The organism is Undibacterium sp. 5I2, from assembly GCF_035019605.1.
Classification (GTDB): Bacteria; Pseudomonadota; Gammaproteobacteria; order Burkholderiales; family Burkholderiaceae_D; genus Undibacterium.
The window spans coordinates 1-16,734 of sequence record NZ_JASJVS010000023.1; the positions used below are offsets into that span (position 1 = coordinate 1).

The window sequence follows — 16,734 nt, forward strand, 5'->3', positions numbered from 1 at the left end:
ATGAGGACGTATATCAAGAACTGAAACTGGCGGCATAAAAATTTACTTTTAGGCGACAACTAGCTTGAAAAACTCCGCGTCCCATGCTGCGCGAAACCATTATGGATGAAGACGAGGTCGATCTGAGCAGCATCGTGCTCAGCCACTACCGCGTATCCAAAATCCGCCAGCAACACTTGATCATGCAAGAGTCAGATGAATACAAGCTGGAACCGGGCGACGCATTAGGTACGGCCAAGGCCAAAGACAAGAAAGTCGAATTTTTATCGCAGATCGTGTCTCGCCTTAACGAGCTGTTTATCACCGATCAACTGACCGAGAAAGACCTGGTCAATTACGCCTATACCATCAGCGACAAGGTACGCGAGAACGAACTGGTGATGCGCCAGTTACTGAGTAATAGTCGGGAACAAGCGATGCTGGGCGATTTTTCTAAGGCTGGGTACGACGCTATAATGGACAGTGGCGCAGCGCATCAGAATCAGATGATGCAGCTCTTGTCTGATCCTGTGAAAGGGAGCAAGTTCCTCAATGTGGTTTTTGATATTTTGACTGCCGGAGGCGCTGGTGGGCAGTGATTTTTTACTATCTGCACTGATGTTCGCGTCAGCGCGAAATTGACCCAGCCCGCCAGAAATCACTGACCTACTCGAATTCATCAAAAATACACACTAGACGCGTCCTCAAAATCGTTCAAAAACTGGCCTGTGCCGGAATTCTGCCGGAATGAATAAATCCAGACCAAGTAATCTTTTAATTTTCAGAGAACTTGAAACGACATACATCAAACAGCCAGGCGCATACTGGCCGGCAAAAGTTCGTCGTAAAGGCTATAAACCAAGCTGCCGCACCTTTGAGACGCAAAAGCAGGCGCAGCAATGGGCCAGCCACATTGAATCTGAAATGGACTCTGGTTTGAACATTGACCGTACGGAAGCAGAGCGTACGACCTTACGCCAGGGGCTGGAAGCTTATACGTGACGCTGCCAGATGCGCTGTAGCTCATGGTTTTCGCTGCCAGCGTGGTGCACTGTCAGGCTAAGCACACGGCGGAGATGATCACCGTGTTTTGTGATCTAGGTCAAGTTTCGCTATGTGTACAGGTATAGACTAGCTCCACGTTGGCAGTTGTGGGATGTCGTAGTGAGCGAGATTCCTTGGCTTTTGTTCGAACAACTTAATGCATTACCCCAGCCGGCCGTCACGTCGTTCCTGCGCGCTTTTGGCAGGAATCCAGCGACGTTTGTGGTTAACTGAAAATGCCAGAAATGATGGTGTTTTCAGTGTTAAAAACGACACTGGGTTCCCGCCAAAAGCATGCGGGAATGACGAGGCTGTGGCATGCGGGAATGACGAGGTATGCGGTGTTTCAGGTGTAAAAAAGCGTCCATCAGGCTTTTGCGACAGCCTCTCAAGGCCGGGGTTTCAAACCCCAGTCAGATTTTTGATGAAACAGCAATCCACATGCAGTGTGTGTGCAGTTGAATGGAAAAAGAAGCGATATGACATCTCTGACTTTGCTGTTGCTCATTACGCTGGCTATCGTATTGCAATTAACGATCTATCTCAGTTATAACTTCTGGCAGCATTGGCGCATTTTTCAGGTATTGCGCAGACAGGCAAATGAATCGGATCTTCCGATAGCGTACGATGCCGGTTTGGTGAGCGAACAGAAAAAAAGTCTTGCATGGAATGGTCTGCGTACCTTCCGGGTCAGCAGTAAAACGACGGAAGATGAGCTTGGCTTGATTTGTTCATTCTTTCTGGTTCCGGAGGACGGGCTAGCGTTGCCACCTTTCTATCCCGGACAATTTCTTACTTTTCAGATTGATCTGCTGGCTAGCGCCGGCGATGCGAATGGCGTTAGCGAAAGAATTATTCGTTGCTATTCCTTATCCGATGCGCCCGCTGCTGACGGCTACCGTATCTCGGTCAAACGTGCGCTGCCTCCTGCTCATTGTCAGGTGCCAGAGGGCCGGGGCGCCAGCTATTTCCATGATCAGGTAGAAGTCGGCAGACGCTTACAAGTAAGGGCACCCGCCGGACATTTTTATATTGATCGTAGTATGGCACCAGTGGTTCTCATCGCTGGCGGTATAGGCATTACTCCGATGATGAGTATGCTCAATTGTACGTTGCCGCAACAACCGGGGCGTGAAGTGTGGCTGTTTTATGGTGTTCGCCAACAGAATGAACTGGTCATGCGCGCGCACCTGGAACACTTGGCGGCTGACTATCCTCAGTTTCATTTACGTTTTTGTTTCAGCGACACCGAGGCGATTGCTGATGCGGCGGATCTGGGATGTCAGTATCGTGGACGCATAGACGTGACTTTATTGCGCAGGCAATTACCGCTCAAACCTTTTCACTACTATATTTGCGGACCAACCCCTATGCTAGAGAGTTTGGTGCCGGCACTGAAAGAGTGGGGAGTGCCGCAGAACCGCATTCATTTCGAGAGCTTCGGCCCAGCCTCCATCCCTAGAAATAACACCGCAGCATTAGCTGCAGAGCAAAGCGATACTGGTATCGTGGTGAGCTTTGCGCTCGCTGATAAACAGGTGCCGTGGCAGGCCGGTAGCGCCACGCTGCTCGATTTTGCCGAGGAAAACGGCATAGCTGTCAATTCTGGCTGCCGCACCGGTAGTTGCGGCAGCTGCCAAACCACCATACTCGCTGGTGAGGTGGCCTATCTTCAGTCACCGGATTATGACCCCGAGGTGGGTACTTGCCTGCTCTGTGTTTGTCGTCCAAAGACCAGTGTGAGTTTGGAGTTGTAAATGAAAATGTCACTGATGCGTGAACAAGTGCTGCCATTTAGCCTGTTGACAGGTGTGCTGGCAGTGATCACTTTAGCCGGCGACTATGTGTTACACAGACTGAACCTGGTTTGGGTCGGGCGTTATCTGGGAATTTTGGGAACCTTATTAATTATCGTTTCATTCGCCTATTCAATGCGAAAACGCAAATATATGCTGTCCGGAAATCCCGGATACCTGCTCAAGCTACATGAGTTCTCCGCATGGCTAGGCTCGGCGATGATATTGCTGCATGCGGGCATACATTTTAATGCGATCTTGCCATGGCTTGCCACCGTTGCTATGTCGATTAATGTCGTCAGTGGCATGATAGGCAAATTTTTACTGCTGCGTGCACGGCGACACGTACAGGGCGAACGCCAGCAATTTCAGTTACGTGGTATGTCGAAACCGGAAGTAGAGCAAGCGGTTTTCTGGGATGCGCTTACCGTTGGTGCCATGGCGCAGTGGCGCAAGGTGCACATTCCTATTTTCATCGTATTTCTGGTGCTTTCATTGGCTCACATCATGAGCATCTTCTTATTTTGGGGATGGGTATGAGCCGCAGCTTAAAAATCATCTTGCTTTGCAATTTAATCGCGGTGGCCATATTCGCCTTCGTTTATCCCCAACTGATCGTGGCGCCAGGTAAATTAATTCCTGGGCATCAGCAACTTGAAGGGGATTGTTTTGCCTGTCATGCGCCATTACGAGGTGCCAGCGCTGCACGCTGCATTAGTTGCCACAAGCCTGCCGAGATTGGTCGCCTCAATAGCAAAGGCCTGCCCATCGCTAAACCGACCAGCAGCACCGCATTTCATCAGGAGCTGAAAGACGTGAATTGCGTCGATTGCCATAGCGATCACGCGGGCGTAAAACGCTACCATCTGCAAGGTAATTTCAATCATGCACTGCTTAAAAAAGCGACGCTCGATCAATGTCAGACCTGTCATAAGTCGCCCAAAAATGCCTTGCATCAAAAAATTACCGCTAACTGCACTAGTTGCCACACTCCGGATAAATGGACACCGGCGAGTTTCGATCATGATAAATATTTTGTGCTTGATCGCGACCATAACGCCGGTTGTTCAAGCTGTCATGTCAACAATGATTACAGTCGATATAGTTGCTATGGTTGTCATGAGCACACACCGTCTAACATTCGCCGCAAGCACATCGAAGAAGGTATCCGTCAATTTGATCATTGCGTGGAATGCCATCGGAGCGCTGATGAAGATGACATCAGAGAGGGGAGTGGTGGCGGTGGGTAAGGGCTGCGCCACCTCGCCTTGTGTCTGAATTGAGATGAACCACTGGCCGCCAGATTGACGGACTGTGTCGCCGTCAAGTATTGGTCCTATCACCCATCTTCCCTAGGCACGTAAGGCACCAAGAAATTGTTTTAATTCCGGCGTCTTTGGATTGGCAAATAATTCTGCGGGTTCGCCAATCTAATGCACCAAACCCTGATGCATGAACACCACGCGGTCTGCCACTTTGCGGGCAAAATTCATTTCATGCGTCACCATGATCAGCGTCATCGCCTCATCGGCCAGACTTTCAACGACCCGCAATACTTCGCCCACCAATTCAGGATCGAGCGCACTGGTGATTTCATCGCACAATAACACGGCCGGTTCCATCGCCAGTGCGCGGGCAATAGCAACACGTTGCTGCTGCCCACCTGACAGTTGATCACTGTAAGCGTTGAATTTTTCACTCAGCCCGACGCGATCTAACAGCTTACGCGCGTGCGCTTCATTGGCGGCAGCATGTTTGTGTTTGACTAAGCCGGGCGCGAGCATGATATTTTTTCCTACACTCAAATGTGGGAATAAATTGAAGCTCTGAAAGACCATGCCTACATGTTGGCGCAATTCACGCATCGCGGCCACACTATCGTGTATCAAGGGCTTGCCGTCCACATGCAGGGTGCCGCTCTGGAATGCTTCGAGGCCATTGATACAGCGTAGCAGCGTACTTTTTCCCGAGCCGCTTTTACCGATGATCGCGATGACCTCGCCTTTGTTAACCTGCAAATCGATGCCCTTGAGGACTTCGTTCGTGCCAAAGGATTTGCGTAGACCGACAATTTCAACGATGGACATGCATCTTCCTTTCAAGGTGCTTGGCATACAAGCTGACGGGATAGCACAATAAAAAATATATCAGTGCTACACAACTAAAAACAAGAAATGGGTTAAATGTTGCATTGGCGATTGTCTTGCCGACTTTGGTCAGCTCCATGAACCCGATCACGGAAGCCAGTGCCGTTCCTTTGATCACTTGCACCAGAAAACCGACCGTCGGCGCCACGGCAATCTTCATCGCCTGAGGAAAAATAATGTAACGCATCTGTTCATAGAAGCTTAACGCTAAACTGGCAGAAGCTTCCCATTGCCCCTTAGGGATAGAAGCGATACATCCACGCCATATTTCACACAAAAAGGCACTGGTATAGAGTGTCAGCCCCATACTCGCAGCGACCCAAGGCGAGGCGTTAATACCGAACAAGCCTAATCCATAGTAGGCGAGAAATAATTGCACCAGCAATGGAATGCCTTGGAAAATCTGTACATATGTCGTCACCAAGAGGTTCGTGAGCGCCGATTTGCTTTGGCGTAGTAATACCAACAGCAAACCAACTACTCCGCCGCCAAGAAAGGCGATCATCGACAAAGCAATGGTCCAGCGCATCGCCATCAGGAGGTTGCGCACAATATCCCAGAATGAAAATTCCATCATGGCCTATCTCCTGCCAAATAAAAAAGTAGCACCGAGCCAATTGAGTGCATAGCGCATCATGACTGACAACAGCAAATACAGCGCACCAATCACAATAAACGCCTCAAAAGAGCGGAAGTTACGGCTTTGAATTAAGTCTGCGGCATAACTCAGTTCCTCGGTAGAAATCTGGCCACAGACGGAAGAACCGAGCATGACGATAATGATCTGACTCACCAAGCTCGGCCACATTTTTTGCAGCGCTGGTGGTAAGGCTACCCATATGAAAATTTGCCGCCTCGACAGCGCCAGACTTTGTGCTGCTTCGATCTGCCCCTTCGGTGTCGCTTCCAAGCCGGCCCGGATAATTTCAGTGGAATACGCACCGAGGTTTACCACCATGGCAATGAGCGACGCCATCTCTGCGGACAGTTTGAAGCCGGCCGCCGGCAGGCCGAAGAAGATAAAAAACAATTGCACGATGAAGGGCGTGTTGCGAATCAGTTCTACATAAGCCGTCACGATGGTCTGCAGCCAGGCAGCGGCCCTGTCCGCACCAAAACCGCGTGCTCGTACCCACGCGCCGCCTATGCCTAAGAGCATCCCTATACCAACCGACGCCATGGTGAGCCCCAGCGTCCACGCCACACCGGTCAGCAAGAGTGGCCATTCAGCGAGCACTGCTGCAAAATCAAGTTGTACATTCATTGCTGCTCTACCCTTTTGGAGGCCTTGAATCGGTATCAGAGAGGTAAGTCACCAGCCGGGCGTCCCAGCCACTTTTTCGATAAGGCATCGAGTTCACCGCTCTTCTTGGCTTCGTCGAGAACTTCATTTATTTTATTTTTCAGCTTGTCTTCGCCTTTGGCGACGCCGATGAAATTCGGACTCTCTTTAATTAACAGCTTGTACTCCGCGGCCAACTGCGGATTCTTCGTCATCATGCTGGCGGCCACCGAGGCGCCTAATGCGACGAACTGTACCTGACCAGCAGCGAAAGCAGCCACCGTTCCGTTATTGTCTTCAAAGCGTTTGATATCCGTGCCGACGGGGGCCAGTTTTGACAGTTCCTGATCCTCCATCGCCCCGCGCGTGACACCGACTTTCTTTCCAGTCAGGTCAGAAAAACTCTTGATACTCGCACTCTTAGGACCAAACACCGCCTGAAAAAAAGGTGAATACGCCGAGGTAAAATCAATGACCTTAGCGCGCTCTGGATTTTTACCCAAGGTAGCAATGACCAAATCGGCTTTTTTCGTCTGTAAGGCAGGAATCCGACTGGCGCTCACCACCGGCACTAATTCAACGGCCACCCCCAGTTTTTTAGCCAGATAGTTTGCCATATCGATGTCGAGCCCGATCGGCTTGAGATCGGTACCGACAAAACCGTACGGTGCGGAATCAGTCTGTACTGCCACTTTCAACACCTTAGATTTGAGAATATCGTCCAGCGCGGTTTGTGCGTGGACCGCAGTGCTTGCGAATAAGCAGCTGATTGCGAGTGCTGAAATCACACGGCGCTTGTTGAGTTGAAGCAGTTTCATAAGGATGCCCGGAAAGAGTTGAAAGAATCGGCGAAAGAGCTGAATACAGTTTTATTCAGCAAGGAGTGTGCCAAAGAATTTGTGGGCAGATTTGTGCCGGTTTTCGTTGAATCACGTCAGCGCAGCTGGGGTGCTGCTGTTGGATTCAGCATATGTCATAGTCAATTGCACCTAAGTGGGCATGTGGCACCTTGATGACGCGTTACTCCTCAATGTGGTGCAGTGCATAGTCAAATTTTAAGCGTCCCATAAACTTTTCTTTTCCCGATCAATGATGAGGAAAAGGCTAAATTGAAAGCAATTTTTCCCGTTGATGGATCTATGTCTAGTTTGGACGCGAAGCAGCGGCCTTTGATTAAACAGCTGATATTTTGGTATAGCTTGTTATCTCATCGGCGAGACCAGACATGGAAAGGTTTTTTGCAGCTCGAGCTCAATGGTAAGGATGACGCGAGCGTACTAAGCCTGCTAGGGAAGCGCAGATTTAATCCAAGCGGTTTGTCCGCCGCCACTGAGGCGCACTGCTGCGTTGCCTTTTGCTGTCAATAGCTCGCTATTGACAGCAAAAGACGCCTTGCATTGCATCCTCATTGGCAACGGACAATTCCACAGCGATTAAATCCGCGCTTCCCTAGACTTATTAGCGAAAAAAAATACGGAGATGGTAGATGAGGATTGAAGTATTTCAATCAATGTCATCGGAGATCGAAACACTTCAGGAACTTCTAGACGAGATTCCAGCAGAAGATGTGATTGATCGCCGAAGCATACTTGCTCGATTGGAGCAGGCTAAGGCGCGCCTGCCGACGTTGCCAGAAGTCGAGTCACGCGAGCGTGCGAAGGCGATTCTCAGCTTCAGAGGAAGGCCGGTGGTCGGTACTCACGGCATTCGTGCTGATTTTGGCACTAAGGCGACCAGTATGTTTGTTGATGCGGTAGCAGCGATCGCTGCGTCGTTCGATGCCCCACTTAAAGCAACAGGTCCAATCAGGGATCGTAATGAGAACCAATTGCTCATAACCGGCACGGCGATAGGGTCGTTCGGATTTGAGCTGGAGGCAAGTGCGCCTTCTAAACTCCTATTTGAAGATCGAACAAACGTTGAATTAGCTCTTGCGCGGACGATAACGCTGTTCGAAGCATGTGTGAACCATGATGATGAAGCTCTCGCAGACAATATTGATGACCTCGATAAGCGCGCTTTAGGAAAAGTGCGTGATTTTGTCATGACGCTTGTTGAGAATGAAGCAACTTGCGCACTTTCTTTTGAGAAGAATACATTTTTATTTCAAAATAATGAAGTTGTAAAACGTACTGCGAACCGCTTGAGCCACGACATTACAACGATGGAAAAAACGCTTGAGGGTGCAATGAGCGGCCTGATTTTGAGCAGACGGACGTTTGAATTCACCGGTTTTGACGGCGAGCTCATCGTCGGTAAAATTGGCTTGGAGATTAGCGAACCAGCCAGCTTAAAGGCCCTGATAGATCAACGTATTTCGGTCCAATTTACTGTAACTCAAGTGAGTGGAAGTAGGCCGCGTTATGTCCTCAAGCAAGTGTTTGAGCCAAGCTTGAGGCTTCTTGGCGGATCATAATACTTCCGACTCAAGTCCCTTCGCTCCGTGTTCGACGCACGGCAGGTCGAGCAGAATTTCAGTACTTGAATCAAGCCCTTACGAGAAATTGTCGGGGCTTTTTTCATGTGCGCCCAGCATGGGCAAACTCTTGCGGTTGACAGCATTGCAGTGCATCATTATTGGCAACGGCCAATTCCACTGCGATTAAATCTGCGCTTCTCCAGGGTTTTTGCCGGCGGCAAGGGCATGAGGTGTTGTCTGATGTCCTTTGGTGATGTTGAGTGGGAATGCGGATTTTTGTTGCAGATATACGAATAAATTCACATAAAAAAACTAAAAATCTGGCCGTGGTCTGGCTTGCTCACCATAGGAAAGTGCTTAAATCGACTGATCTGTTCAGGCCTAGGGTTAAATAATTATTTTTCATAATATGTTGTAGGATAACTGGTAACATAGATATTTCATGGTTTTCAACAAAATACGACCGACGCCAGGTTTTATCGGACGCGTCCCACATCGATCCTGCCAAGCGATTTGGTTTCAGAGCGGAGTCGTCGCTGCCTGTGCCTGGGTGGCGATATACAAACAGTCAAACACGAGGAGACAACATGCATTCGAATAAACCGCGGTTACAACCCATCATCCTGTTAGCCTTACTGGGCGCTGTCGCCGCCAGCGCAAGCGCCGCATCCGTTGTGTATGTATCGAATGCCGACAGTAAAGATATTTATGTCTTGTCGCTGAATGAAAAAAATGGCGATTTGACGCTGCTTGAAAAAGTCGATACCGGTGCAACGGTCATGCCGCTGGCGATCAGCCCGGATCACCGCCACTTGTATGCCTCACTGCGTTCCCAGCCGTATTCCGTGGTGACGTATGCGATCAACGCAGAAAACGGCAAACTCAGCCGTGTCTCAGTCGTAGCTTTGGCGGACAATATGGCCAATCTGGCGACAGATAAAAGCGGCCGCTATTTGTTTGCTGCGTCTTACGCTGGCCATAAAATTTCAGTCAACCGTATCAGCCCCGATGGCGAAGTCATGACACCGCCGGTCAGCGTTACCAACACCGGCAAGAATGCGCACGCCATCGCGACCGACCCGAGCAACGCCTATCTGTTCGCCTCCAATCTGGGCAGCGATGTGATCTTGCAATACAAGTTTGATGATGTGAGCGGCGCGATCACACCGAATACACCGGCAGCCGTTGCCACCAAACCCGGTGCCGGTCCGCGCCATTTTGTATTCCATCCGAGCAAGCGCTTTGTGTACTCGACCAATGAGCTCGACGGAACGGTGAATACCTATGCTTACAATGCAGAGCAGGGGGTGCTGACTTTGCAGTCGACTGACTCGGCGGTACCGCCGGCTTCAACGCTCGGTGTCAGCATGTCAGGAGCGGGTACGTTTGTGACACCGACAGGACCAAATCTCACCGCAGCGGCAGCGCCGGCAACCGCGGATATTCATCTGACGCCGGACGGACGTTTTTTGTACGCGTCCGAACGCAGCAGCAGCACTCTGGCGGCATATCGAGTCGATGCGAAGAGCGGGGCACTCACCGCCATTGGCAACTACGCGACAGAAACGCAGCCGCGTGGTTTCAATATCGATCCGCTGGGAAAATATTTGCTGGCGGTCGGTCAAAAATCGAATGGCCTGAGCAGTTACGCTATCAATCAAAAAACCGGCGTATTGAAACCCTTAGCACATGTCGACATGGGCAAAAACCCGAACTGGGTTGAAATCATTGCGCTGCCATCGAAATAATCGGTCTATGGAAGCGGTCTCTTGTGTCGCTGTTCCGGCCTGACAAATTTCAAGCTGCCTGTGCTTATCAATGGTAAGTGTGCACACGCTCTCAACTGCATTGACTTGCCCAAAAAAACGATTAGACTGCATGGTCATATTATTGTGGCCAACTGAGAAAAGGGCGCTGCATCATTCAAAACACTGAGTGAGAAACATTTTTTTCACATTGGCGAGGGGTGGTTGAGGTTTTACACTGAATCATTGATTGCGCAAAGGATGTGAATCATGTCACAAATCGATCTGCATCCACATGATCTGGCTGAGGTCGTTCGCATACTGCGATTGCATGTGCCTGAACTGGAAGTTTGGGCTTTTGGTTCACGTGCGAAACGGACCGCTAAAGCCTACTCAGATCTTGATCTTGCGCTGATCACTGAGGTTCCTCTTGCGCTGGATCGGTTTGCGGCACTTCAAGAAGCCTTTGATGAATCCCCATTGCCGATTCGAGTTGATCTCGTAGATACTGCTAAGACAAGTGGCTCATTTCGCGAAATAATTAAGCAGCACAAGATTGTCATTCAATTCGCGCTTCCCTAGGCTTTATGTTGCGTATAGCGTAACATCCTCCTCATCACTCAGTGGCATTGTTATTGGGTTTGCCTTTATATGGTGCAAATTTCTCGCTCAGGTGCGAATGACAAGGCGTGCTATGTTTAATGTGTAAAAAGAGGTCCGTCAAGCTTTTGTAACAGCCTTTGAAGGACGGGCAGGATTTCCATCGTTTGCCATTGCTCGGAAAATTATAACTGGGGTTTGCAGTGATCAATTTTTTTCAACAGCTGTTTACAAAGAAAACGCCAGCGCAAGCACCCACGGCATCCGTCATAGATGTCACAGTAGTAACAAATTCAGCTTTAACCAGTCTTTCAATAGTTGGCAGTGCCAAGGAAATCTGGCACACCAGTTCAGAATTTGATCAGCAATACCTGCGCTGGCTACTGGACTCGCAAGTTGGGGAGAGCAGCCCTTACGTAGAAAAAACGATCCTGCTGGCGCTCAATAAATTGCAGCAATCAGAATTGGGCGCATCCGAATTACTGCCACGCGTACCCACTGTTCTATTTGAGGTGTTGAAAAACCTGCGCGATAGCAAGGCCTCTTCAAGCAGCCTTGCAAAGGTGATTGCCAAAGACGCAGTGCTTGTCGCCGCACTGTTACAAGAAATAAATGCTTCGTATTACGACCTGAGCAGCCGAGTCAATAGTCTCGATAATGCAATACAGATACTCGGTATCAATGGTCTGCGTATGTTAATTGCCCGTACCGCCTTTCGACCAATGATGCAAACGCAGACAGGAAAGTTAACGAAAAAACTAGCACCACTGATATGGGAGCATTCAGAAAAAACTGCGCTGGCTTGTCAACTATTGGCGCAACAAAGAGGACTCGATCAGTTTGCTACTTTTCTGTCCGGTTTACTCCATAACATTGGCTTGATCGTCGCTTTCCGTCTGGTCGATCTGACCGGTGTCACGGATCACTTTCCGGTTTCAGCGGAATTTCAGATGGCTTTTTTTAAACAAGCGTCGCGGTTGTCTATTCAAGTCGGAAAACAATGGGAACTTCCAGCGCTAGTCTTACGTACCATGCAGGATAAAGACGATGATCCGAATCAACAGTCAGAGTTGGCCGCTTGCCTACGACAAGCCGAGCAACTTGCAAGACTGCAGCTTTTGCTGAAGTACGGAATAATTACGCTACCCGATGCCATCGCATTATTAGAGGGCAATGCCGGCTTGCAAGCCTGTTTTCAGAGACTGAACCGAGCCTAGGATCACTCGATACGCGTCCATATTTGTTCCCTGCCATTCGCCGGACTATCTTTGTAGGCGAGAATGCGCAGCTCGGTGGCGCTTGCCAGGCTGATCAGGCAATGATAGGTTTCACCGTTGGCGCGATTAAAGATGTGGCCTTTCCACTCTTGCGAAGAGACTTGGCTCAGGCCACTTAAGACCTGTAAGCCTAGGGCCGAGGTGGCGGTATTGTTGTTTTCATGTACCTTGACGACGGTGCCGCATAAATTCTGGCCGCAGGTGGCAAGCTCAATTTCCAATTGGCCGCTCTGGCTTAGCCAGTGGCCGAGTTGCGGTGCGTTTTGCAAGGCTAGCTGTTGCTTGGCCGCGCGGAACTTGCATTCCAGCTCGCGATCGCTGTCGTTGCAAAGATACGTGCCATCGGCTTGCGCCTGTTTCAATTCTTCTACTACCTGAGCGCGGCTCTTGCCTTCCACCGCCGGTGCGGCCGCCAGTGCGCTACCGATGACTGAGAACGAGGCGCAGAACAGCATTGCTGTTAACAAATTTTTTCCAGACATGACAAACTCCATACAATGAGAGGGGGATCGAAGTTCCGCACCAAGCTCAATGATGCAAAAGGTGGCGGGGTGGCGCTATTACAAACCGCGCGTGTATCTGCCATGTGTTTGGTAAGGGCAGATTTGCAAGCCCATGTATCTGGGCAGCGGGCAGATACATGGGGATACAAATACGCCGTCTTTGGCATGTTAAATCGGATATAAAGCAAGCTATGGAAGCACTGGATCACTTACTTATCGTCGATGACGATGCCGATATTCGCGAGCTGCTGTGTATTTACCTGCAAAAAAATGCGTATAAGGTGAGCACGGCGGCCAACGGCAAACAAATGCGCCAGGCCTTGATGCTGGGCGGCATAGACTTGATCGTACTCGACCTGATGCTGCCGCAAGAAGATGGTCTTAGCCTCTGTCGTGCGCTGCGCGCCAGTGAGCACCGGCATATCCCGATCTTGATGTTGACTGCCTTGGCGGAGGAAACCGATAGGATAGTCGGGCTGGAAATGGGTGCCGATGATTATCTCAGCAAACCTTTTGCCTCACGTGAGCTGTTGGCGCGCGTGCGTGCGGTACTGCGGCGCACGCGCATGCTGCCGCCGAATTTGCGTGCCAGCGCCGCGCCGCCCTTACTGGTCTTTGGCGATTGGCGGCTCGATACACAGGCGCGCCATCTCCTTGATAAAGACGGCACGCTGGTCAGCTTGAGCGGTGCCGAATACCGCTTGCTGCAAGTCTTGCTGGAACATCCGCATCGGGTATTGAGTCGCGATCAGTTACTCAATTTAACGCAAGGTCGGGATGCCGATATGTTTGAGCGCTCCATCGATTTATTGATCAGCCGCTTGCGTGTGCATTTGCAAGACGATGCGCGTGAGCCGCGTTACATCAAGACCATGCGCAGCGAAGGCTATGTGTTTGCCTGCACCGTCAGCGCCGCCAGCACTGGTGATACAGCATGCTGACCGGCATCAGGCACATCACCCGATATCTGTGGCCGCGCTCCTTGTTTGGCCGAATCAGTCTGATCTTATTATTTGGCTTATGCGTGGCGCATATACTGTCGTTTGGCATGATCGTGTACGAACGCGATCAGGCCAGCAAGGCTACCATGTCTTATTATCTCGGGCATGATGTGGCCGGCTCTATCGCCATGCTGGAACGCTTACCGGCAGAAGAAAGAGCCGTGTGGCTGCCGCGACTGGATCGTAACAATTACCGCTATTTTTTACGCGCAGGCGAACCCGCATCAGCACATGTAGCGGAGAAATCAGCCGATACCACCTTGGCAATCGAGGTGATGCAGTCCGTGCGTGCTGCCCTGGGGAGTGGCTATACGGTGATACCTGGTTTCTATCTGGATGCGCAAGCACGCAAACACATGAACCTCCATCTGAACTTGTATGACGGTACGCCAGTGAGTATCGACATGGTCTCGAGCGGCTTGACTTATTCAAGCTGGCTGCCGCTGATTCTGGTAGCACAATTATTGATATTAATCGCTTTCAGTTGGCTGGCAGTACGCCTGGCGACCCGCCCATTGGCGCAACTGGCCGCGGCAGCCGATCGTGTATCGCCCGACCGTAGCACGGATTTATTCCCTACCGATGGCCCACTGGAAGTGGCTAAAGCTGGCATTGCTTTTAATGCTATGCAGCAGCGTATCAGTACGTATTTGAGCGAGCGGATACAAATTTTAGCCGCGGTCACGCATGATTTACAAACACCGATCACGCGTATGCGCCTGCGGGTAGAAATGTCAGATGAGGAAGGGCATAAAGATAAACTCTTGCGCGATCTGCTCGCTATGCAGAGTTTGGTGGAGCAGGGCGTCGCGTATGCGCGCGCCCATCAACTCGGACAACAGCCCAAGGAAAAAACTTACAGCCTTGATCTCGACGCATTGCTGCGCAGTTTGGTCAACGATTATCAAGATGCTGGCCACAGCATCGCTTTGACTGCGCAATTGGGTCGACCGCTGCGCAGCGCACCGCATGCCTTGAAGCGGATACTCAGTAATCTTTTAGATAATGCTTTAAAGTTTGGCAGCGAGGTAGAGATCGTGGTGCAAAATTTGGCAGCAGATCACATTGCTATCGCGGTCTTGGATCGCGGCCCGGGCATTCCGGCAGCAGAGCTTGCCGCAGTATTGCAACCCTATTACCGGGTAGAAAATTCTCGCAACCGTGATACCGGTGGCAGCGGCTTAGGTCTGGCAATTGCACAGCAATTGAGCCTGGCATTGGGCGGCTCGCTACATCTAAGCAATCGTGAAGGTGGTGGCTTGCTTGCTGAGTTACGCTTGCCTGGCTGATTGCGAGCGAGTGACCGGTGGGTACTCCGCAGGATTGTATGTGGTTGCAGGGACCTTAGCTGTATCGGCGGTGCTTACCTTATTGTTGAGTAGGAAGGGAAGGCAAACGACGCTAGCTAGGCCAGTCACATCGCCTTAGCAATGACCAAGGCTTTACCAAGGCCCTGGTAGTTTTGTGAGATAGACTATCAACGACTGGCAGGGCCGACGTGATCCAAATTAATCTGCGAAGTGTTAGCCGTATCACGCATGAACCAGCAGACCAATAAAGTACAAGAAATCACTGCCGTCACATACCAATAAAAACCGCTTTCGAGTTCTACTTTTTTGAACCAGAGCGCGACGTATTCTGCCGTGCCACCAAAGATCGACACCGCGAAGGCATACGGGACGCCGACCCCGGTGGTGCGTATTTCTACTGGAAACATCTCGGCTTTGACCAGCGCATTAATCGAGGTGTAGCCAGAGACGATCATCCAGGCACAGGCAATGAGAAAGAACGCTTCCCACGGTCCTTGCGCATGACGAATCGCGCTCAGCAGTGGTACTGTCAGCAGCGTACCCAGTAGCGCAAAACCGAGTAGCAAAGGGCGTCGTCCGATCCGATCCGATAAGGCACCATAGAGCGGTTGCAAGCACATAGCAAAAATTAAGGAGGCAGCCGAGACCGCAGTGGTCTGGGCATCCGACAGACCGACCGACAGGCGTAAGAACTTTTGCATGTAAGTTGTGTACACATAGAAGGCCAGGGTGCCGCCCATAGTGAGACCAATCACGAGTAATACTTCGCGTGGGTATTGCGCTAATTGACGCAGGCCGCCCATTTTTTTGTTTCTATTGCGTGCCGCTTCAAACGATGGCGTTTCTGGTAAATCATGGCGCATTCTCAAGGCTAATAAGGCCAAGCCCGCTCCCACTACAAATGGAATCCGCCATCCCCAGGCACGCAATTGTTCGGTACTTAAAAAATAATGTTGCAGAACCAGAAGTAATAACAGGGCTAATAATTGTCCACCAATCAAGGTCACATATTGGAAGCTGGCATAGAATCCGCGATGCTTGGAATCTGCCATTTCAGACAAATACGTGGCACTGACACCGTATTCGCCCCCAAGACTTAAGCCCTGAATCATACGCGCAGCTAATAGCAGCAGTGGTGACCAGACCCCCACCATGGCATAGGTGGGGGCGCAAGCGATCAGTAAAGAACCAAAGCACATCAGCAGTACCGAAGCCATCAAGGCACTGCGCCGGCCAAAGCGGTCACCGACATAGCCGAACAGGACACCGCCAACAGGGCGAATGAAAAAGCCTAAAGCAAAAATGCCGGCCGTCGACATCATCTGCGCGGTGGCGTCTTGTGCCGGGAAAAACGAATTGGCAAAGTATAAAGAAAACGCTGCGTAGCAGTAAAAATCAAACCATTCGACTAAATTGCCGGCCGAGCCCACCAAGATAGCGCGTAGCCGGCTCATGCTGATCGCTTCTTTGTCGGTGTTACCCGGCCGTGGCATAGCCGGTTGATCTGGATGGGGCGTCTGCGCTTGGGCAGGCGCTGCGTCGATGTGGGTCGCGTTCATTGATGTCTCCGTTGCCGTGATAGGTATTTTATTTTTTTCTACCATCCTAGTATTCACAAAATTGTGCTCTGA

At 50.6% G+C, this 16,734-nt stretch carries 16 protein-coding genes and 1 pseudogene; 11 read left to right on the top strand and 6 right to left on the bottom strand.

Annotation, left to right across the window (positions count from 1 at the left end):
• The first annotated feature begins 83 nt into the window (after positions 1-83).
• From QN359_RS09840 to QN359_RS09860, 5 genes are all read left to right on the top strand, one after another.
• Complete coding sequence (locus QN359_RS09840) at positions 84-578, top strand: hypothetical protein (protein WP_322249199.1); 495 nt, start codon at positions 84-86, stop codon at positions 576-578.
• 148 nt (positions 579-726) lie between these two features.
• Complete coding sequence (locus QN359_RS09845) at positions 727-981, top strand: hypothetical protein (RefSeq protein WP_322249198.1); 255 nt, start codon at positions 727-729, stop codon at positions 979-981.
• A 521-nt stretch (positions 982-1,502) separates the two neighbouring features.
• On the top strand, positions 1,503-2,780 hold the full coding sequence (locus QN359_RS09850) for a 2Fe-2S iron-sulfur cluster-binding protein (RefSeq protein ID WP_322249197.1): 1,278 nt from the start codon (positions 1,503-1,505) through the stop codon (positions 2,778-2,780).
• Positions 2,781-3,359, top strand: a complete 579-nt coding sequence (locus tag QN359_RS09855) for a hypothetical protein (protein ID WP_323493345.1) — start codon at positions 2,781-2,783, stop codon at positions 3,357-3,359.
• Entirely contained in the window at positions 3,356-4,069 is a 714-nt protein-coding gene (locus QN359_RS09860; protein ID WP_322249195.1) for a cytochrome c3 family protein, read from the top strand. The genes QN359_RS09855 and QN359_RS09860 overlap by 4 nt, the downstream gene beginning before the upstream one ends.
• A gap of 102 nt (positions 4,070-4,171) precedes the next feature.
• Here the strand turns inward: QN359_RS09860 and QN359_RS09865 are convergent.
• The 4 genes and pseudogenes from QN359_RS09865 to QN359_RS09880 form a co-directional block, all read right to left on the bottom strand.
• Positions 4,172-4,906: pseudogene (locus tag QN359_RS09865) on the bottom strand (amino acid ABC transporter ATP-binding protein).
• Positions 4,893-5,543: an amino acid ABC transporter permease gene (locus QN359_RS09870; RefSeq protein WP_322249194.1), complete on the bottom strand. Its 651-nt coding sequence runs from the start codon at positions 5,541-5,543 to the stop codon at positions 4,893-4,895. The pseudogene QN359_RS09865 and the gene QN359_RS09870 overlap by 14 nt, the downstream one beginning before the upstream one ends.
• A 3-nt stretch (positions 5,544-5,546) precedes the next feature.
• Positions 5,547-6,230 (bottom strand): amino acid ABC transporter permease, encoded by a 684-nt coding sequence (locus QN359_RS09875; RefSeq protein ID WP_322249193.1) that lies wholly within the window; start codon positions 6,228-6,230, stop codon positions 5,547-5,549.
• Between the two features lie 35 nt (positions 6,231-6,265).
• Positions 6,266-7,066, bottom strand: coding sequence for a transporter substrate-binding domain-containing protein (locus tag QN359_RS09880; RefSeq protein WP_322249192.1), 801 nt, complete (start codon positions 7,064-7,066; stop codon positions 6,266-6,268).
• A gap of 668 nt (positions 7,067-7,734) precedes the next feature.
• Between QN359_RS09880 and QN359_RS09885 the strand changes: the two genes are divergently transcribed.
• The 4 genes from QN359_RS09885 to QN359_RS09900 all read left to right on the top strand — a co-directional run bounded on the left by QN359_RS09885 (position 7,735) and on the right by QN359_RS09900 (position 12,229).
• Positions 7,735-8,664: a hypothetical protein gene (locus tag QN359_RS09885; RefSeq protein WP_322249191.1), complete on the top strand. Its 930-nt coding sequence runs from the start codon at positions 7,735-7,737 to the stop codon at positions 8,662-8,664.
• Positions 8,665-9,254: 590 nt separating this feature from the next.
• On the top strand, positions 9,255-10,415 hold the full coding sequence (locus QN359_RS09890) for a lactonase family protein (protein ID WP_322249190.1): 1,161 nt from the start codon (positions 9,255-9,257) through the stop codon (positions 10,413-10,415).
• A gap of 267 nt (positions 10,416-10,682) precedes the next feature.
• Positions 10,683-10,994, top strand: a complete 312-nt coding sequence (locus QN359_RS09895) for a nucleotidyltransferase domain-containing protein (RefSeq protein WP_322249189.1) — start codon at positions 10,683-10,685, stop codon at positions 10,992-10,994.
• 221 nt (positions 10,995-11,215) lie between these two features.
• Positions 11,216-12,229 carry an HDOD domain-containing protein gene (locus tag QN359_RS09900; protein ID WP_322249188.1) on the top strand — a complete coding sequence of 338 codons (1,014 nt, stop codon included), beginning with the start codon at positions 11,216-11,218 and terminating at the stop codon, positions 12,227-12,229.
• 2 nt (positions 12,230-12,231) lie between these two features.
• On the opposite strand, the gene QN359_RS09905 is transcribed toward QN359_RS09900, so the two are convergent.
• Positions 12,232-12,771: a DUF2147 domain-containing protein gene (locus tag QN359_RS09905; protein WP_322249187.1), complete on the bottom strand. Its 540-nt coding sequence runs from the start codon at positions 12,769-12,771 to the stop codon at positions 12,232-12,234.
• Between the two features lie 212 nt (positions 12,772-12,983).
• Here QN359_RS09905 and QN359_RS09910 point away from each other — a divergent pair, with 212 nt between their 5' ends.
• The gene (locus QN359_RS09910) at positions 12,984-13,733 is read left to right on the top strand and encodes a response regulator (RefSeq protein WP_322249186.1); all 750 of its coding nucleotides are present in this window, start codon (positions 12,984-12,986) and stop codon (positions 13,731-13,733) included.
• Positions 13,727-15,082, top strand: a complete 1,356-nt coding sequence (locus QN359_RS09915; protein WP_322249185.1) for an ATP-binding protein — start codon at positions 13,727-13,729, stop codon at positions 15,080-15,082. The genes QN359_RS09910 and QN359_RS09915 overlap by 7 nt, the downstream gene beginning before the upstream one ends.
• Before the next feature lie 188 nt (positions 15,083-15,270).
• Here the strand turns inward: QN359_RS09915 and QN359_RS09920 are convergent, their stop codons facing one another.
• The gene (locus QN359_RS09920; protein WP_322251149.1) at positions 15,271-16,596 is read right to left on the bottom strand and encodes an MFS transporter; all 1,326 of its coding nucleotides are present in this window, start codon (positions 16,594-16,596) and stop codon (positions 15,271-15,273) included.
• Between the last annotated feature and the right edge of the window lie 138 nt (positions 16,597-16,734).